The sequence below is a fragment of the Gemmobacter sp. genome (genome assembly GCF_016792925.1).
Lineage (GTDB): Bacteria > Pseudomonadota > Alphaproteobacteria > Rhodobacterales > Rhodobacteraceae > Gemmobacter.
Genome location: NZ_JAEULU010000278.1, coordinates 25,425 through 43,174, shown reverse-complemented (window position 1 = coordinate 43,174; position 17,750 = coordinate 25,425). Strand labels below are relative to the sequence as shown.

General features: G+C 68.7%; 15 protein-coding genes. 5 read left to right on the top strand and 10 right to left on the bottom strand.

Annotated elements, in window-relative coordinates; genetic code table 11:
* Positions 1-7 precede the first annotated feature (7 nt).
* Positions 8-2,662: an AMP-binding protein gene (locus JNN06_RS13325; protein WP_291240081.1), complete on the top strand. Its 2,655-nt coding sequence runs from the start codon at positions 8-10 to the stop codon at positions 2,660-2,662.
* A gap of 56 nt (positions 2,663-2,718) precedes the next feature.
* On the opposite strand, the gene JNN06_RS13320 is transcribed toward JNN06_RS13325, so the two are convergent.
* Together JNN06_RS13320 and JNN06_RS13315 are read right to left on the bottom strand one after the other, a co-directional pair.
* Positions 2,719-4,884, bottom strand: coding sequence for a TonB-dependent siderophore receptor (locus JNN06_RS13320; protein ID WP_291240080.1), 2,166 nt, complete (start codon positions 4,882-4,884; stop codon positions 2,719-2,721).
* A gap of 196 nt (positions 4,885-5,080) precedes the next feature.
* Positions 5,081-6,055 carry an ABC transporter substrate-binding protein gene (locus tag JNN06_RS13315; protein ID WP_291240079.1) on the bottom strand — a complete coding sequence of 325 codons (975 nt, stop codon included), beginning with the start codon at positions 6,053-6,055 and terminating at the stop codon, positions 5,081-5,083.
* Between the two features lie 201 nt (positions 6,056-6,256).
* On the opposite strand from JNN06_RS13315, the gene JNN06_RS13310 reads away from it, so the two are divergent.
* The 3 genes from JNN06_RS13310 to JNN06_RS13300 are packed head-to-tail and all read left to right on the top strand — an operon-like array spanning position 6,257 to position 8,971.
* Positions 6,257-7,246 carry an iron ABC transporter permease gene (locus JNN06_RS13310; protein WP_291240078.1) on the top strand — a complete coding sequence of 330 codons (990 nt, stop codon included), beginning with the start codon at positions 6,257-6,259 and terminating at the stop codon, positions 7,244-7,246.
* Positions 7,243-8,220, top strand: coding sequence for an iron ABC transporter permease (locus tag JNN06_RS13305; protein ID WP_291240077.1), 978 nt, complete (start codon positions 7,243-7,245; stop codon positions 8,218-8,220). Before JNN06_RS13310 ends, JNN06_RS13305 begins: the two co-directional genes overlap by 4 nt.
* Entirely contained in the window at positions 8,204-8,971 is a 768-nt protein-coding gene (locus JNN06_RS13300) for an ABC transporter ATP-binding protein (protein ID WP_291240076.1), read from the top strand. The genes JNN06_RS13305 and JNN06_RS13300 overlap by 17 nt, the downstream gene beginning before the upstream one ends.
* Here the strand turns inward: JNN06_RS13300 and JNN06_RS13295 are convergent.
* The 8 genes from JNN06_RS13295 to iolG form a co-directional block, all read right to left on the bottom strand.
* Positions 8,966-9,847 carry an alpha/beta hydrolase-fold protein gene (locus JNN06_RS13295; RefSeq protein WP_291240075.1) on the bottom strand — a complete coding sequence of 294 codons (882 nt, stop codon included), beginning with the start codon at positions 9,845-9,847 and terminating at the stop codon, positions 8,966-8,968. The genes JNN06_RS13300 and JNN06_RS13295 overlap by 6 nt on opposite strands.
* Positions 9,848-9,928: 81 nt before the next feature.
* On the bottom strand, positions 9,929-10,372 hold the full coding sequence (locus JNN06_RS13290; RefSeq protein ID WP_291240074.1) for a hypothetical protein: 444 nt from the start codon (positions 10,370-10,372) through the stop codon (positions 9,929-9,931).
* Between the two features lie 3 nt (positions 10,373-10,375).
* Complete coding sequence (locus tag JNN06_RS13285; RefSeq protein ID WP_291240073.1) at positions 10,376-11,485, bottom strand: agmatine/peptidylarginine deiminase; 1,110 nt, start codon at positions 11,483-11,485, stop codon at positions 10,376-10,378.
* Positions 11,486-11,700: 215 nt separating this feature from the next.
* Entirely contained in the window at positions 11,701-12,474 is a 774-nt protein-coding gene (locus JNN06_RS13280; protein ID WP_291240072.1) for a TIM barrel protein, read from the bottom strand.
* A 107-nt stretch (positions 12,475-12,581) separates the two neighbouring features.
* Complete coding sequence (locus JNN06_RS13275; protein WP_291240071.1) at positions 12,582-13,361, bottom strand: ATP-binding cassette domain-containing protein; 780 nt, start codon at positions 13,359-13,361, stop codon at positions 12,582-12,584.
* A 1-nt stretch (position 13,362) separates the two neighbouring features.
* Positions 13,363-14,472 carry an ABC transporter permease gene (locus tag JNN06_RS13270; protein WP_291240070.1) on the bottom strand — a complete coding sequence of 370 codons (1,110 nt, stop codon included), beginning with the start codon at positions 14,470-14,472 and terminating at the stop codon, positions 13,363-13,365.
* 69 nt (positions 14,473-14,541) lie between these two features.
* Positions 14,542-15,468 (bottom strand): sugar ABC transporter substrate-binding protein, encoded by a 927-nt coding sequence (locus JNN06_RS13265; protein ID WP_291240069.1) that lies wholly within the window; start codon positions 15,466-15,468, stop codon positions 14,542-14,544.
* An 82-nt stretch (positions 15,469-15,550) separates the two neighbouring features.
* On the bottom strand, positions 15,551-16,549 hold the full coding sequence (gene iolG, locus JNN06_RS13260; protein ID WP_291240068.1) for an inositol 2-dehydrogenase: 999 nt from the start codon (positions 16,547-16,549) through the stop codon (positions 15,551-15,553).
* Between the two features lie 177 nt (positions 16,550-16,726).
* On the opposite strand from iolG, the gene JNN06_RS13255 reads away from it, so the two are divergent.
* On the top strand, positions 16,727-17,740 hold the full coding sequence (locus tag JNN06_RS13255) for a LacI family DNA-binding transcriptional regulator (RefSeq protein ID WP_291240067.1): 1,014 nt from the start codon (positions 16,727-16,729) through the stop codon (positions 17,738-17,740).
* Positions 17,741-17,750: the final 10 nt, after the last annotated feature.

Sequence of the window (17,750 nt, the reverse complement as noted above, 5' to 3'; positions counted from 1 at the left end):
CCGCCTTATGAGGCCCGATCCCTGCGGCCTTGCATCGGCGACCGGCACCATGTTCCACAGTTTCGACGCGCTCACTGCCTTTGGACACCGGCCCGCCTTGCTGGCGGAGGGCCGGGTGGTCTCTTATGCCGATCTGGCCCGCCGCGCGCGCGATTTCGCGGCGCGGATGCCCGCCGGGCGCGGGCTGGTCGCCATCGAGATGGTGCCCGACCCCGATACGATCGCCGCCTATCTGGGCGCGCTTCAGGCCGGTCATGCGGTCATGCCGCTGGCGGCGGGCGAGGCGCGGAGCGGCGACGGGCTGGTGGCACGGTTTCGCCCGGTCGCCTGCTGGCGCCAGCAGGACGGCGCCTGCGCGCTGACCCATACCGCAGGTGGCGCACCGATCCATCCCGATCTTGCGCTGCTTCTGATGACCTCGGGCAGCACGGGGCAGGGCCGGGGGGTGCGGTTGTCGCACAGCGCCGTGGCCGCCAATGCCGCCGCAATTGCCGACTATCTGGAGATCCAGCCGACCGAGCGCGCGGCGCTGGTGCTGCCCTTGCACTATTCCTACGGGCTTTCGGTGCTGCATTCGCATCTGTTGCGCGGGGCAAGCCTGTGGCTTGGGGCGCCCTCGCTGCTGGCGCCGGGCTTCCTGCCCGGGCTGGAGGCGGCGGAGGCCACCAGCCTTGCCGGGGTTCCCCATCACTTTCGCCTGTTGCGGGCGGCGCTGGCGCAGCACCCGCTGCCGCCGCGGCTGACCACGCTGACCGTCGCGGGCGGGGCGATGCCCCCCGCCGAGGTCTCTGCCTGGGCGCGCGAGATGCAGAACCGCGAGCGCGCGGGCCGTCCGGGCCGGTTTGTGGTGATGTATGGCCAGACCGAGGCCACCGCCCGCATCGCCTATCTGCCGCCCGCGCGGGCGGCAGAGGCGCCCGAGGCCATCGGGCAGGCGATTCCGGGCGGGCAGCTGGCGCTGCGCTGCGCGGCGGGCCAGCGCATTCAGCGGCCCGGCGAGGAAGGCGAGCTGGTCTATCGCGGCCCCAATGTGATGATGGGCTATGCGCAAGAGGCCGCAGACCTGTTGCGCGGCCCCGAGCTGGAGGAGCTGGCCACCGGCGATATGGCGGTGCAGGGCAGCGACGGGCTGTTCCGCATCACCGGACGCCGGTCGCGCATGTCGAAGATCGCGGGGCTGCGGATCGGCCATGATGCGTTGGAACAGGCGCTGGCGGCAGCGGGTATCGCGGCGGCCATCTGGGGCGATGATGCGCAGATCTGGGTCGCCACGGAAGGTCCGGGCGCGACCCCGGATGAGGCCCCGGATGAGGCCCCGGATGAGGCATTGCGCGCCAGGGTGGCCGATCTGGCCGGGATCGGCGCGCAGCATGTGGAGCTGCTGGCCTGCGCCCCGCTGCCGCGCCACCCGAATGGCAAGATCGACTATCCGGCGCTGAAGGCGCGGGCGGCGCAGCCCGCCGGGCGCGACATTCTGGCGGCCTTTGCCCGCAGCTTTGCCCCGGCGCCCGTCGGGCGGGGCGACAGCTTTCGCAGTCTGGTCGGCGATTCGCTGCAACATGTGGAACTGTCGCTGGTGCTGGATCAGCAATTGGGCGGGCTGCCGACCGGATGGGAAAACCAGACCATCGCCGCGCTGGAGGCCGCGACTCCCGCCCGCAGCAGCGCCGTGCCGATGCCCCTTCTGGCGCGGGCGCTGGCTATCCTGGCGGTGGTGGTGGCGCATCAGACGCTCTGGCCGGTTTATGGTGGCGCGGCGGCCATGGTGATCTTGCTGGGCATGAGCGTGGCGGAACATCGGTCGCGCTTTCTGGCGGCGGGCGATGCGGCGGCCTTTCTGGCGCCGCTGCGGCGGGTCTTGCTGCCCTATTTCATCGTTCTGGCCGGTTACGCGCTGGTCTGGCAGCAGATCCCCTGGGCCTCGGTCATCCTGATCGGCAATTTTGCCGTCACCACGCCGGAAACCCGCCTGATGCTGCCCTATCTCTACTGGTTCGTGGAGGCCTATGTGCAGATCTGCCTGCTGCTGGTTCTGCTGTTCCAGCCAACCGCGCTGCGCCGCTGGCTCTCGGTCTCGTTGTTCGGGGTGGGGCTGGGCCTGCTGGGGCTGGCGGCGGCGCTGCGGCTGGTGCCGGAATTTTGGCCGCTGCCTGCCGGGCGATCGCAATTCACCCTGCCCTGGGTGCTGTATCTGTTCGCGCTTGGCTGGTGCATCGCGGCAGCGCGCAGCCTGCCGCAGCGCCTGCTGGTGCTGGGTCTGGCCGGGCTGGTGCTGCCGATGGCGGCGTGGCTGGGCGGCAACTGGTATGGGGCCTGGGCCAAATATCTCAGCCTGCTGGGGCTGACCGGGCTTTTGCTGTTCGTGCAGACGGTGCCGATGCCGCGGCTTTGGGTGCGGGGGGTCATTCACCTCGCGCAGGCGGCCTTTCCGGTCTATCTGCTGCACCGGCTGGTGCCCGAGGTGCTGATGCAGCCACTGGTGCCGCTAATCCCGGCCTGGCAGTTTCATGCGTTGGCGATTGTTGGCGGAATCGGGGCCGGAGTGCTGGGCGGCTATGCTCTCGGCCTGCTGCCGCGTGCGGGGCAGGCGCTGCGCGCGCAGGGGAGGGCGGCGGCCCCCCGGCGGGCATGGCAGCTTGCCCTGAGCGGCCGGGGCCAGTAGGGCGCTGACCGCCCCCCCCCGCGCGTCAGGAGGGGCGGCCAGAGCGGCGTGACGCCTCAGAACTTGCGTGAGAGGGTCAGGGTCATCTCGCGGCCCTCGCCCTTGATGCAGCCCACCGAGGAATCGCAAGTGGCGGCATAATCCTTGTCGAACAGGTTGGTCACGCCGAAGGCCAGCGAATTGGCCTCCCAGTCATAGCTGACTGTCATGTCCGCCAGCAGATAGGAATCGACCGAGCGGGTATTGGCGGTATCGCCCCAGGCCTGCCCGACATAGCGCAGGCCCGCGCCCAGATTGAGCCCCTTGGCCTGACCCGCAAAGGCATATTGCGCCCAGACCGAGGCTTGCTGGCGCGGCACCAGCGGCGTGCGGTTGCCCGCGTCGCCATCGTTCGATTTGGTGATCTTGGCATCCAGCACAGTATAGCCCGCAATCACCGAAAGCTGATCGGTGATCTGGCCGCGCGCCTCCAGCTCCAGCCCGCGATGGCGCACCTCGCCCGTCTGCACCGAGAAACCGGCATGCGCGGGATCGGAGGTCAGGACGTTCGATTTGGTGATGTCGAACAGTGCTGCGGCAAATTGCAGGCCGCTGCCTTCGGGGCTGTAGCGCAGCCCGGCTTCAAGCTGCTGGCCCTCGGTGGGGGCGAACTGGTCGCCGCCAAAGGTGGTGCCGATATTGGTGGTGAAACTTTCGGCATAGCTGGCATAGGGCACCAGACCATTGCCCAGATCCCATGTCGCGCCGATCATGCCGGTGGTGGCATCATCCTTCTGGCGGCTGCTGGCACCCGAGAGGTGATCGCGCACCCGGTTCTCCACCGCAGACCGCCGCAGGCCCGCCGTCACCGTCACGCCATTGGACAGGCGCAGGTGGTTTTGCACATAAAGGCCCTGCTCCTCCACCGTGGTGGCCTGATCCTGATAGGGCGCGGGCGTCGTCACATCGAAATCCCAATCGGCGCCGACAATCGGCACCTGATAGCTGTTCACCCAGCCCATCGTGCCATCCACCTTCTTGCGCGACAGATCGACGCCGAAGGTCAGGATATTCTCGGCCCCGCCGAAATCGGACGTGTATTCCAGCTGCGTGTCCAGCGCCGTGGTGGTGCCGGTTTCCTCCACCGCGAAGGCCGCGAAGTTCATGCTGTCGGCCGAGGGCGTGTAATCGGGCAGGATCATGCCGTTGAAATACAGGTGCCGGTAATCGGTGGTCTGGCGCGCATGGCGGAAGTTCTGCCGCAGGGTCAGCGCCTCGCTGAAGCTGTGTTCGGCCTGCCAGCCGATGCTGGTCTGTTCGGTGGCAAAGCGGTTCCACGGGTGCTGGCTATTGGCAAAGTTGTCGGGCAGCGCACCCAGGCCAAGCGCGTAATCCTCGCCCGCGACGGGCTGGAAGCTGTTGGCGGTCAGGTTGTCCTTTTGCCAATGCGCGAGGAAGGTCACCGTCGTGCGGTCAGTCGGGGCCCAGGTCAGGCCAAGCGCCAGCAGGTCGCGGTCATCCTGCGAGCCTTGCATCTCATTGGCCCCCTCGCGCGTCAGGCCGGTCAACCGCCAGGCCAGCGTGCCATCGGCATTGGCGCCGCCGGTATCCAGCGCCAGCTCGGCGGTGTTGTGGCTGCCGTAAGACAGGCGCGCCTCGGATTCAGGGGTAAAGCTCGGGCGTTTGGTGACGATATTCACCAGCCCCGCCGCGTCATTGGAGCCATACAGCACCGAGGCCGGGCCTTTCAGCACATCAATGCGCTGCACCATATAGGGGTCGATCTTGAAGCCGGTGAAGCTCATGGATTTGTTCACCAGCCCGTCGCGGAAAATGCCGCTGGTGCCCAGGTCAAAGCCCCGGATCACGAATTGGTCATAGCGGTCATCCACCCCCCAGGGCGAGGCGACGACACCCGGCACATAGGCCAGCGCATCCTCGATCTGCACCGGGTCGCGGTCGGCCAGCTCGGCCTCGGTGACGGTGGTGGTGGCCTGCGGCACCTCGGTCACCGGCACGCCCGCCTTGACGCCGGTGGCGCTGGTCTCGGCCAGATAGCCGGTGCCGCCCGCAATCGGGCTGGCCGCGCCGCCATCCAGCACGACGGTATCCAGCACGGTCTCGCCCTCTTGCGCCAGAAGGGCCGAGGGCACCAGCGCCGAGCCGCCAAGGGCAAGGGCCAGCATCGGGCGGCGGCACAGAGTCAGGAAGGCGGGGCGCAGGGGCGGCGAAGAAAGGCGCATGACAGGTCCATGGCAGAGCTGCGGCGCGGCGAGACGGAGGGGCCGGGGGCGCAGCTTGAAAATCCGTGGGACGCGCGCGATGGCACGCCCCGGTTCCTGCCGGGGTGGCACGGGAGAGCGCGTGCTGCCTGGGTGGCGCGGTTGTGCGAAGCGGCGGGGCGGGAGTCAAGCCGTGACGCCGCCTTATGGCCCGGATTCAGGGCTGTTTTGGCAGACTGTTGGCGCCTGTGGCCGGATCACCATCCGCCGCTGCAACCAGAAGGGGAAGCAGCCGGTCCAGCGCCCAGCTGATCGACAGCGGCGATTGAAAGCTCATGGCGCCCATCATCTCGGGGCTGGCCCAGATCGCGCGGCCCTCGCGCGCGACCCGCAGGGTGCGCCAGCTTGGCAGCGCCTCGATTCCGGGGCGTTTGGGCGCCTCGACCAGCCAGAGCAGCACATCGAGATCAAACAGATCCAGCCGCTCGGGGCTGACCGAGAACAGGCCGCCCTCATTCACCATCGTGTCAAACACAGGCGGCGTGGCGATGCCGATCTGCGCCAGCAGGCGGTTCACCCCGTCATGGCTGCGATAGCCGATGGCCTGGCCGTCGTTGAAATAGGCCGCCGTGCCCGACAGGCCGCGCAGCCCCGGATGCGCCGCCACCGCCGCGTCGATCTTGGCGGAAACCCCGGTGATGACCGCCTCGGCCTGCGCCGCGCGCCCGGTGGCTTGGGCGATCAGGCGCAGCTCGGCCTCCCAAGGCGCACCCCAGGCCGGATAGCCCTCGGGCGGGCCGACCACCGGGGCGATTTCCGACAGCAGCGCATAGGTTTGCGCATCCATCGGGGCAAAGCTGGCCACGATCAGATCCGGCTCCATCGACCAGACCCATTCCACGTCGATCTCGAAGCCCTTCTGCACCTCGGGCGTGGCGGCCACGGCCTGCCGGGCGGCCTCGGCCCAGGGGCCGGTGGCATAGGGGTGATCGCCAAACCAGTCATGCACGCCGACCGGCGCAAGGCCGAGGGCATAGAGGAAATCCTGCTCGTGATAGCCGACCGAGACGATGCGGGTGACCTGCGCCGGGTCCAGCGTGGTTTCGCCAAAGCCATGGCGCAGGGTGACCGGCTCGGCCAGCGCGGCGGGCGCAAGGCACAAAAGCAGCGGCAGGATCAGGCGAAACAGCATGGGCGCACCATGAATTGGGGGCGCTTGGCTGCCGCTGGGGGCGGTCTGGCTGGGCTGTTGCGGGCTATCCGGCGGGGGCGGCGGGGTCAAGCCGTCTTGACCGCGCCGCCCCGTCCCGGCAAGGAGGGGAAAAGGCAAGCCCGACGCCAGCCGCAATTCCCGAACCGAGTTTGCGCCTTGCCCGCTTCGCCCTTTCCCGTCGTGACAGGTCTTGCGCCCCGGCTGGCGCTGCTGTGGCTGCTGGTGGCCGGCGCGGGCTTTGCCGCGCTGGCGCTTGGCGCGCAGGATTATCCGGCGGGGGCGGTTTGGCAGGCACTGCGCGGCGGCCAAGACCCGACGCTGGCGATTCTGCGCGAGATGCGCGTGCCGCGGGCCGGGGCGGCGGTGCTGGTGGGGGCGGCGCTGGCGGTGGCCGGGCTGATGATGCAGGCGCTGACCCGCAATCCGCTGGCCGATCCGGGGCTGACAGGGGTGAATGCCGGGGCCGCGCTGGCAGTGGTGGCGGGGCTTTACTGCGCCGGGCCGCTGGCCCCGGCTGGGCTGGCGGGCCTTGCTCTGCTGGGCGCGGCCGGGGCGGCGGTGCTGGTGCGCGGGCTGGCCGGGGCGGGCGACACCACGCTGCGCCTGCCCTTGGCGGGGGCGGCCTTTTCCAGCCTGTGCATGGCGATCGTGGCGCTGGTCGTGCTGCTGAACCCCGAGGCGCGCGGGGTGTATCGCTTCTGGATGGTCGGTTCGCTGTCGATGGCCGATGTGGCGATGCTGGCGTGGATGGCGCCTTTGGCGGGGTTCGGGCTGGGGCTGGCGCTGCTGGTGGCGCGGCAGATCGAGGCGCTTGGCCTTGGCGCCGAGCTGGCCGGGGCGCTTGGCGTGCATCCGGCGCGGGCGGCGGCGGGGGCGCTGCTGGCGATCACCTGTCTGGCCGGGGCCTCGGTCGCGCTGGCGGGGCCGGTGGGCTTCGTCGGGCTCATCGCGCCGCATCTGGCGCGGTGGGTGCTGCCCAAGGCGGCGGGGCTGGCGGCACAGGTGCTGGCGGCGGCGCCGCTGGGGGCCTTGGTCACGCTGCTGGCCGATCTGGCGGGCCGCCGCCTGCCGCGCCCGGCCGAGCTGCCTTTGGGCATCGTGCTGGCACTGATCGGCGCGCCGGTCTTCATGGCGCTGGTGCGGCGGATGCTGCGGGCGGGCGCGGCATGAGGCGGGGGCTGGCGCTGATCGGGGCGCTGCTCGCGCTGGTGCTGCTGGCGCTGGCCGCCGGGCGCACATGGATGGCGCCGGGCGAGCTGGCGCAGGCCTTGCTGGCGGGGCCAGAGGGGGCGGGCCGGATGGTGTGGTCTCTGCGCCTGCCGCGCGTGGCGGTGGGGCTGGTGGTGGGCTTTGCCTTTGGCCTGTCGGGGGCGGTGGTGCAATCGCTGCTGCGCAACCCCTTGGCCTCGCCCGATGTGATCGGCGTCACGCAGGGCGCGGCCTTTGGCGCGGTGGCGGCGCTGGTGGCGGGGCTGCCCCCCCTGCCCGGCGCCTGGGCCGGAGGGCTGGCGGTGCTGCTGGCGCTTGGCTGGCTGGCCGCCCATCCGCGCGAGGGCCTCGCCCCGCGCGCGGTGGTGTTGCAGGGGCTGGGCCTTGCGCTGATGGCCGCCGCCGGGACCGAGGCGCTGATCCTGCGCGCGGGCGATGGCACGGCGGCCATGGCGATGCTGTGGCTGAGCGGCACGCTGAATGGTGCGGGCTGGGGCCAGGTGGCGCATGCGCTGTGGCTGTTGCCGCTGGCGCTGCCGCTGGTGCTGGCGGGTCGTGCGCTGGACCGGCTGGAGATGGGCGATGACATGGCGCGCGCGCTTGGCCTGCGGGTGGGGGCGCTGCGCGCTGGCCTTGGCCTTGGGGCGGCGCTGCTGGCGGCGGGGGCGGTGGCGCTGTGCGGCCCGATGAGCTTTGTGGCGCTGGCCGCCGGGCCGGTGGCGCGCTGGTGGCAAGGCGGGCGGCCTGCGCCGGGGACGGCGGGGCTGATCGGGGCGGGCTTTGTCACGCTGGCCGACCTGCTGGCGCGCAGCCTCGCCCCCGCCGCATTGCTGCCGACCGGGCTTTACACCGCGCTGATCGGGGCGCCGGTGCTGATTTGGGTGGTGCGCCGGGCGGCGCGCCGCGAGGGAGGCGGGCATGCCGTTCACGATTGAAACCCTGACGCTGGCGCTTGGCGGCAAGCCAGTGCTGCGCGGCATCAGCGCCAGCTTGCCCGCGCGAGGCATCACCGGGATCATCGGCCCGAATGGCTGCGGCAAATCCACCCTGCTGCGCTGTCTGGCCGGGGTCTTGCGCCCCGAGACGGGACGGGTGCTGCATCAGGGGCAGGCGGTGGCGGGGCTGGCGCCCAAGGCGCGCGCGCGCCGCATCGCGCTGTTGCCGCAAAGCGCGCTGGCCCCGCCAGGCCTCAGCGTGGCGCAGCTGGTGGCGCGGGGCCGCACGCCCTGGCTGCGCCCGTTTCAGCCCATGGCGCGGGCCGATCGTGCCGCAGTCGCGCAGGCCTTGGCCGATGTGGGCCTGTCGGATCTGGCGGATCACCCGCTGGAGGCGCTGTCGGGCGGGCAGCGCCAGCGCGCCTGGATCGCGCTGGTTCTGGCGCAGGATTGCGGCACGGTGCTGCTGGACGAGCCGCTGAACTTCCTCGATCTGCCGCATCAGGCCGAGCTGGTCGCCCTGCTGCGCCGCCTGTCGCAAAGCCGCGCGGTGGTGATGATCCTGCATGATCTGACCATCGCGGCGCGGATCTGCGATCACGTTCTGGCGCTGCGGGCGGGGCAGCTGGTGGCGGCTGGCCCGCCCGAGGCGGTGCTGGCCGAGGCCCCCTTGCAGGCCACCTTCGGCATCGGCTTTACCCGCCAAAGCCTGCCCGATGGCGGCCCGGTGATCCTGCCGAAAGGGTTATAGCGCAGGGCCTTGATCCAGCCCGAACACCCAATGCAGCGCCCGGTTCACGGCCACCGGCAGGACCGACATATGGGTTTCACCCGCATAGGTCTCATATCGCGCGGTCACGCCCGGCAGGGCGTCCAGCGCGGCGGCCATATCCTGCGCGGCGGCGATGGTGCGGGTGGTGGCCTTGTCGGCCAGCCGCTTGGCGGCATCCTCGGCACCAATCTGAAACGGCGCGAGCTGGTCACCCTCCCACTCCCCCGCCGACAGCAGCACCCGCGCCGGGGCCTTGGGCACGAACCCGGCCTGATGCGCCAGCAAAAAGCTGTCCTCCCAGGTGATTGCCGGGCTGGCCGCCACCCAGTGCTGAAAGGCATCGGCCCGGGTGAACAACAGCCACAGCGCGAACAACCCGCCGAAGGAATGGCCAAACAGCCCGGCGCGCGACCAGTCCAGCGCCACGCGGGGCGCGAGAGCCGCGCGCAGATCCTCCAGCAAAAAGCGCGCCATCTCGGCCCCGCCGCCGGTTTTCACAGGCGGCGTATCGGGCCAGAATGGCGGATAGGTGGCGCCCGGCGGCGGCCCCAGATCCCAGCTGCGGCGGAAGGGGTCATAGGCGTCATCAGTGGGATAGCCCACCGCGATCAGCACGCCCCAGCCCAGATTGGTGCCCGAGGGGTAAAAGGCCTGCGCCCGCATCGCATCCACCGCCGTGGCAATCACCGCATTGCCATCCAGCAGGGTCAGCGAGGGCCAGCCCCCGGACGGAGCCTCGCCCGGCGGCACCCAGAGAAACACCCGCCGCACCGCGCCCGTCACCCGGTCGGCCAGATCAAACCAGAGCGTGCCGTTTTGCAGGCCAAGACCTTGGGCCAATGGGGAATCTGTCACCGCAAGATCCTTGTGCAGCAGGGAGGAGGCGCGGCAGGGCCGCCCTGCTGCCATAGGGTATTTCGGCGGGAATAGGAACGGCTATGGGCAGCGGTCTGCGGCAGCGCAGATGACGCCCAGATCCCCCAGAAGGGCCGCAAGATCGCCATTCGCGTCCCAGACATCGGGGCCGCAAAGATAGGGTTTGTGATCCGAGAGATAGCTGGCCATCGGACCGCGCCACTGCGGAGAGGTGCCGATCATCTGCTCGGCCGTATAGGCGAGATATTCGACATAGGCCTCATAGGCGGTGATCTGCGCAGGGTCTTTCAGGGCGCAGTAATCGGCGCGGGCCAGTTCGGGTTTCTGCACCGTCAGGCTGAGAAACTCGCGATAGATTTCGCGGGCGGTCTGGTCGCGCTGGATGCGGTCGGCCTGCGCCACCTGATAGGGGATCACCACCAGCGCGGTCAGGGCGGCGAAGGCCGTGGCGATGGCGCCAAGCGCTTCAAGGGGTTGGGCGTTCCGGATCAGCCAGTTGCGCAAGCGTCACACCTTGGGTTGTTCATGGGTGGCACAGTGGATCCCGCCCCCCACCTCGCCCAGCGGGTCGATGTTCAGCAGGATGATTTCGCGGTCGGGGTAAAGGCGGGCCAGCGTGTCTGCGGCCTCGGCATCGGCCTCTGCATCGCCAAAGCCTGCTGCGATCACTGCGCCGTTGCAGACATAGTAATTCACATAGGAGGAGACAAAATCGGGGCTGTCGACCCGGATGTCCTGCGGCTCGGGCAGTTGCACGAGCTTTAGCCGCTGGCCTCGGGCATCGGTGGCGGCGGCCAGCCTCTCGCGGGTTTCAAAGGCGGCGACCGACCATGGATCGTCCGGGTCCACCGCCGCACCGATCTGGATCAGCACCTCGCCCGGCCTGACAAAGCGCGCCAGCGCGTCGATATGGTAATCGGTGATGTCGGCGCCCTTGATGCCGGGAGCCCAGATCACCGTTTCGGCGCCCATCGTCTCCAGCAGCATGGCGGTGATCTCGGCCTTGGAGCCGCGATTGCGATTGGGATTGATGAAGCTGCTTTCATGCGCGATCAGCGTGCCCTTGCCATCGGTCTCCACCCCGCCGGCCTCGCCCACCAGCCCCCGGTCAAACACCGGCAGGCCCAGTCGTTCGGCCACCCGCGCGGCGATCTGGCCATCCTGCGCATGGGTCTGCTTGCCGCCCCAGCCATTCAAGTTGAATTGGGTCACCGCAAGGCCGCCCTTGCCATCGACCACGAAAGACGGGCCGCTGTCGCGGCACCACAGATCATCTGTCGGAATGTCCCACAGCGCGACCTCGGCCGAGACGCGGCGTCTGATCGCCTTGTGATGTGCGCGCGCGGCCATCAGCACGACGGGTTCAAACGCGGCAATCGTGTTGGCGATCGTGGCGATGGTGCCTTGCAGATCATGCAGGAAATCGGGGTCGTCATGAATGGTCGTGTTCACCGGCCATTGCAGGAAGCTGCGCTCGTGCGGTTCGGTTTCAATCGGGGCATAAAAGCCTGCGGCCCGGGCCGAGCCTTGCACCCGCTGCGCCCGTGCCGGGCCCGGCGCCAGCAGGCCAAGGCCCGCGACAGCGGCAGAGCCACGGACCAGGGAACGACGGGTCATCATGGCGGGCTCCTGACACACTGACACAGGTGGAACGGATACTGGCGGAACGGCTGCCCTGGGGGACCGCCCGCGGTGACGGGCCGCCTCGCATTGGCAGATGCGTCATCTTGACCGGATGGCGGCCCGGTTTCAAGAAAAAGACGCGGCGCCCGGATCGGGGCCGGGGCGCCGCGTCTGTGGCGCGGGCGGCAGATCAGCGCCGCCTGGTTTTCCTAGACGGTGAAGGCTGCGCGGAAGGCCTCCAGCGCGGCTTCTGCCGTGCCTTGGGCAAAGGCCTCCATCCCCACCGGACCGGCATAGCCCATGGCCTTCAGCGCCAGCGCGATGGCACGGTAATTGATCTCGCCGCTGCCCGGCTCGCAGCGGCCCGGATTGTCGGCCACCTGCACCTCGCCGATCCAGGGCAGGCAGGCCTCGCACCAGCGGATCAGGTCGCCCTCGCCGATCTGGGTGTGGTAGAGGTCCAGATTGATGCGCAGTTGCGGGCGGTTGACCGCCGAGACCAGCGACAGCACGGCAGCGGTGGAGCCGAAGGGGCAGCCGGGGTGATCAATCGGGTTCAGGTTCTCCAGCGTGAAGACCACGCCCATCTCCTCGGCCAGATCGCAGATGCGGTGCAGCGTGTCGCGGGCGCGCTGCTCGGCGCCGGGGGCATGCGAGCCGATGCGCGGGATCGGGATGCCCTGATCGCCGAGGCCGGTGCCATGCAGGTTCAGCCGCTGCACACCCAGACGCTTGCCCACCGCAGCCGTCTCGCGCGCGGAAGCCAGCAGCCGCTCGGCGCCCTCGGCATCGGCCAGACGGCCCTCCAGATAGCCATTCATGATGGTGAAGCTGGCGCCCGTGCGCTCCAGCGCGGCAAGGTCATGGGCGGGCCAGTTCCACAGGCCGACGCCAAAGCCCATCTCCTTCAGGCGCGCGGCGCGCCAGTCGATCGGTTTGTCGCGCCACAGCATTTCGGCGCAGGCCGCAAGCGGGAAAGTCATCGGCAGATCCTTCAGGCAGAAACAGGGAAATAGGGGGTGGCCCGGCCGGGGGACCGGGCCACCCGGGGCCGGAACCGTGGAGGGGGTTCCGGCGGGGAGAGGTTTGATCAGACCGTGCCGCCCAATGTGCTTTCCAGCCGGGCCAGCTCTTGCCCGCCCGCCATCAGGTCTTGCAACTGTTCCGAGGTGATCTCGCCCCGGGCGGCGGTGCCCAGCGTCTTGCCCCGGTTCAGCACGGTGAAGCGATCCCCCACCGCCATGGCATGCCGCACATTATGGCTGATGAAGACGACGCCCACGCCCTGCGCGCGCACCTTGTCGATGGTGGCCAGCACATTCGCCGTCTGCCGCACCCCAAGCGCAGAGGTCGGCTCGTCCAGGATCAGCACCTTGGCGCCGAAATGCACAGCGCGCGCAATCGCCACCGTCTGCCGCTCGCCGCCCGACAGGGTGCCCACGGCCTGATCGGGGCCGCGCAGGTTGATGCCCATCTTGCGCATCTCTGCCATGGTCACCGCGTTCATCTGCGCAAGGTCGATGCGGCGGGTTGGCCCCCAGCCCCGGGTCGGCTCGCGCCCCATGAAGAAGTTGCGGCTGACCGCCATGAGCGGGATCATCGCCAGATCCTGAAACACCGTGGCGATGCCCGCCTCCATCGCCGCGCGGGGCGAGGCGAAGCTCATGGGGCGCCCCTCGAAGGTGATGGTGCCCTTGGTCGGGCGATGCACGCCGGACATGGTCTTGATGAAGGTCGATTTGCCCGCGCCATTATCGCCCAGAAGGCAATGGCATTCGCCCGGGCGCACATCGAAACTGACACCGTTCAGCGCGATCACATTGCCGAAGTGCTTTTCGATACTGTCCAGCCTGATGATGGGGTCCGACATCTCAGCGCTCTCCCGTCACACGTTTGCGGATGGCATTGTTGAAGATCACGGCCAGCAACAGCATGCCGCCCAGAAACACCTGGAACCAATCCTGATCGAAGCCGTTATAGGTTAGGCCGATGACCACCATCCCGAAGATGACCGAGCCGAAGAAGGCCCCGATGGCCGACCCATACCCGCCGGTCAGCAGGCAGCCCCCGATGACGGCGGCGATGATCGCCTCGAATTCCTTCTGAAAGCCACGGCGCGCATCGGTCGATCCGGCATCCATCACCTGCATGATGGCCAGCAGGGCGGCACAGGCGGCGGTCAGCATGAACAGCGCGATTTTCACCTTGCGCACTGGCACCCCGGAATTGGAGGCCGCCGTCGCATCGCCCCCGGCGGCAAAAATCCAGTTGCCCGCCGGGGTGCGCAGCAAGACCCAAGTGGCGGCCAGAGCCAGCCCGATGAACCACAGGATTTCCACCGGAATGCCCGGCACCTTGGGCGCGCCATTGGGGAAGCTGTCGATCAGCCCCGCCTGTGCCAGCCCGGCAAACAGCCCGCCAAAGGCATCGCCGGAAAACAGCGGCGTCAGCAGGTCTTCCGCCACCGCCTCGCGGATGCCGCGCAGCTGGGTCGAGCCGCCGGTCAGCCATTTCAGGCCGACCAGCGAGAGGCCGCGCAGCATGAACAGCCCCGCCAGCGTGACGATGAAGGAGGGCAGGCCCGTGCGCAGCACGATCAGGCCATTGGCCGCCCCGATCAGCGCCGCGAAGACCAGCGTCAGCGGAATGGACAGGATCAGCGGCAGCCCCAGATTGACGACACAGGCGCCAAAGATCATGCCGGCAAAGGCCACCATGGAGCCGATCGACAGGTCAAACTCGCCGCCGATCATCAAAAGAGAGGCCGCGATGGCCAGAATGCCAAGCTGCGCAGCCGGGCTGAGAAAGTTCAGCACACCAGAGAGCGAGAACATCGCCTCGCTCGCCGTGGCCAGAAAGAAGCCGGTGACAAGCACCAACCCGGCAATGGCCCCCAGTTCGGGCCGTTTCATCAGGCGGGCCACCAGCGGCTCGGCGCGGATGCGTTCATCGACAGGCGCGCTGTCGGGGGTGTTGGTCATGTCTTTCCTCCTGCTCCTGCCCGGCAACTGGGGCGACGGCTGGCGCCGCCCCGGCCGGTTGCGCTGTGATCAGCGGATGCCCTGCGCCGAAAGCTCGACCACCTGACCGGCCTTGTCGGCGGTGATCAGGTTCGGGCCGGAGGGCACATTGCCGCCCGGCATCAGGCCGTAATCGGCGTAAAGCGACAGGAAGGCGACCGGCAGATAGCCTTGCAGGAATTGCTGCTGGTCGATGGCAAAGGCGGCCTCGCCCGCCTTGACCGATTCAAGGAAGCTGGCCGAGAGATCGAAGGTGGCCACATGGATCGCATCCGATTTGCCGATGGCCTTGACCGCCGCCACCGCCGGTTCGCCCGCGGTGCCCGCGCCAAGCGCCATCACCGTGTCGATGGCCGGATCGGCCTCCAGCGCCGCGCGCACCTTGGCCTCGATCTCGGTCGGATCATTGGAGGTGGGCAGCACGCTGGTTTCGCCGCCAAACCCGGCGGCAAAGCCCTTGCAGCGCAGATCCAGCGCCACATTGCCGACCTCCTGGTTCACGCAGATGCCCTTCTTGCCGCCCATCGCCGCCAGCTTCTCGCCTGCCGCGCGCCCGGCCGATTCCTCATCCTGGCCGACATGCAGCAAGGCCCCCAGCGATTTGGAGACATCCGAACCCGAATTCATCGAGATGACCGGAATCCCCGCCGCCACCGCGCGCTGGATCGACGGCCCAAGCGCATCGGCATCGGGGATCGACACCACGATCCCGTCGGGCGACTGGTTCGCCGCCGCGTCGATCATCTGCGACATCGCCACCATGTCGAAAGTCTCGGGCGAGCGGAACTCCACCGTCGCGCCCATATCCTTGGCGGCCTTTTCCACGCCGTTCTTCACCACCGACCAGAAGGGGTCATTGGCCTGGCCATGGGCCACCACGATGATTTCGGCAGCCCAAACCGGCGCCGCCATGGTCAGTGCGGTTGCGGTCAACAGACCGGAGATCAGTTTCTTCATGTCTTCCTCCCTGGAAGGTTGTGGATGGGCGGCCACTCCCCTGCCGCCCCTTGTCCGGCTGTGCCGGAACGGATGCCCGGGGTTACCCCCCGAGAATGTCAGCCAGCGCGACAGGGGCGCCGGTTTGCGCGGATCTGGTGGCCGCCTCGGCCATGGCGAGCGCGGCGACGCCATCGGCCAGCGTGACCGGAAGCGCGCTGCCGCCATTCACCGCCGCCACAAAGGCCGCCCATTCCGCCGCATAGGCGGGCATGTAGCGTTCGAGGAAGAAATAGGTGGGCTTGGCCCCCGTCACCCCCGAAGTGGTCGATTTCACCACGGTGTTTTCCAGCATGTTCTGCGCCTGCAACAGGCCCTCCGAGCCCAACAGCTCGACCCGCTGGTCATAGCCATAGACCGCGCGGCGGCTGTTCTTGATGACGGCGATCCGGCCATCGGCATAGGTCAGGGTGACCACCGCCGTATCCACATCGCCCGCCGCGCCGATCGCCGGATCGACGATGCTCGTGCCCACGGCCGAAACCGTCACCGGGGCCGCCCCCATGATGAAATTCGCCATGTCGAAATCATGGATCATCATGTCGCGGAACAGCCCGCCCGAGACCTTGATATAGGCCACTGGCGGCGGCGCCGGATCAAAGGAGGTGATCGACAGCAGCTCGGCCTTGCCGATCTCGCCCCGGTCGGCCGCGGCCTTCAGCGCGGCAAAATTCGGATCGAAGCGGCGGTTGAACCCGATCATCACCGGCTTGCCCGTGGCGGCCGTCTGGCAGGCCAGCGCGCGCGCCAGGCTGAGATCGACCGGCTTTTCGCACAGCACCGCCTTGCCCGCCGCCGTCGCGCGTTCGATCAGGTCGGAATGCGTGTCGGTGGAGGTGGCGATCAGCACGGCATCAATCGCCGCATCATTCAGGATAGCATCCGTGCTGCGGGCCTCGGCGCCACATTGCGCCGCAAGGGCTGCCGCCGCTTCGGCATTGATATCCGAGACCGCGACAAGTGCTGATCCCGGATTGCCCGAAATCGCCGTGGCATGCACGCCAGCAATCCGCCCCGCACCCAGCAGGCCAACCTTCAACATCCGTATTCCTCCCGTAGATTCGGTCCGGCTTTCCGTTCCGTGGAATATTCATTCCATAAGACTGCACGCGCGTGCAACACATTTTTGCACGCGCGTGCATTTATGCGCCCCGCGCGGATGAACCGCTTGCCACCAGCCCTTGCGTCGCTATGGTCGCAGACCGGAGGACCCTGAGGCATGACCGAGCAGGCAGTGGAAACCGTGACCGCCGATGACGTGGCCGCCCGCGCCGGGGTGTCGCGCTGGACGGTGGCGCGCGCTTTCAAGAAAGATGGCGTGATCTCGGAAAAGGCCCGCACCAAGGTGATGGCCGCAGCGGCAGAGCTGGGCTATGTGCCGGATCTGCTGGCAGCCTCGCTGGCGTCGGACCGCTCGAACCTTGTGGCACTGCTGGTCGATGATTTCGACAATCCGCACAAGCTGGTGATGCTGGAGCGGTTGACGCGCATCCTGCGGGCTGCGGGCTATGGCACGCTGCTGGTCAATATGCTGGGTGAGAAGGACGCGCCGGAAGCGCTGCTGACCGCCAGCCAGCGCCGGGTGGATGCAGCGGTGGTGATCGGCACCCAGTTCGACGATGGCATTCGTCGCACCGCGCTCGGGGCGCGGCGGGTGAAGCAGCTGATCGTCTTTGCGCGGGCCGGCACGGCGCCCGGCACCATTTCCATCGCCTGCGATGACGTGGCCGCCATGACCGAGATCGCACGCTATCTGATGGCCAAGGGCTTCCGTCGCCCGCTTTTTCTGGCCGGGCCGAACACCGAATCCACGCGGCTGATGCGCAAGGACACCTTCCTCAAGGTCTGGGAGGAGGAGGCGCGGGGCGCGCGGCCCGTGGTCATCCATGTGCCGGATTACAGCATGCCGCTTGGCTGCGAGGCGGTGGTTGCGCATCTGTCGGCCCTGCCCGCAGAAGGCCGCCCCGATGTGATCGTGTGCGAGAATGACGTGTTGGCTTTGGGCGCGATTGACGCGCTGCGGCACCGTCTGGGCCTGTCAGTGCCCGCCGATGTGGCGGTGACGGGCTTTGACGATGTGCCGCTGGCGGCCTCGCCCGCCTATGATCTGACGACCTATCGCCAGCCGGTGACCGAGATGGCCCGCGCACTGGTGCGCGTGCTGAATGATGGTGGCAGCACCTCGGCTGATGTGTTCCTGACCGGGCGGTTCATGGAGCGGGGCTCGGCATAGGGGGCGCGCC

Coding starts and splice junctions, on each gene's coding strand:
- JNN06_RS13325 (WP_291240081.1), top strand. CDS start 8: ATGAGGCCCGATCCCTGCGGCCTTGCATCGGCGACCGGCACCATGTTC.
- JNN06_RS13320 (WP_291240080.1), bottom strand. CDS start 4,884: ATGCGCCTTTCTTCGCCGCCCCTGCGCCCCGCCTTCCTGACTCTGTGC.
- JNN06_RS13315 (WP_291240079.1), bottom strand. CDS start 6,055: ATGCTGTTTCGCCTGATCCTGCCGCTGCTTTTGTGCCTTGCGCCCGCC.
- JNN06_RS13305 (WP_291240077.1), top strand. CDS start 7,243: ATGAGGCGGGGGCTGGCGCTGATCGGGGCGCTGCTCGCGCTGGTGCTG.
- JNN06_RS13300 (WP_291240076.1), top strand. CDS start 8,204: ATGCCGTTCACGATTGAAACCCTGACGCTGGCGCTTGGCGGCAAGCCA.
- JNN06_RS13285 (WP_291240073.1), bottom strand. CDS start 11,485: ATGACCCGTCGTTCCCTGGTCCGTGGCTCTGCCGCTGTCGCGGGCCTT.
- JNN06_RS13280 (WP_291240072.1), bottom strand. CDS start 12,474: ATGACTTTCCCGCTTGCGGCCTGCGCCGAAATGCTGTGGCGCGACAAA.
- JNN06_RS13275 (WP_291240071.1), bottom strand. CDS start 13,361: ATGTCGGACCCCATCATCAGGCTGGACAGTATCGAAAAGCACTTCGGC.
- JNN06_RS13270 (WP_291240070.1), bottom strand. CDS start 14,472: ATGACCAACACCCCCGACAGCGCGCCTGTCGATGAACGCATCCGCGCC.
- JNN06_RS13265 (WP_291240069.1), bottom strand. CDS start 15,468: ATGAAGAAACTGATCTCCGGTCTGTTGACCGCAACCGCACTGACCATG.
- iolG (WP_291240068.1), bottom strand. CDS start 16,549: ATGTTGAAGGTTGGCCTGCTGGGTGCGGGGCGGATTGCTGGCGTGCAT.
- JNN06_RS13255 (WP_291240067.1), top strand. CDS start 16,727: ATGACCGAGCAGGCAGTGGAAACCGTGACCGCCGATGACGTGGCCGCC.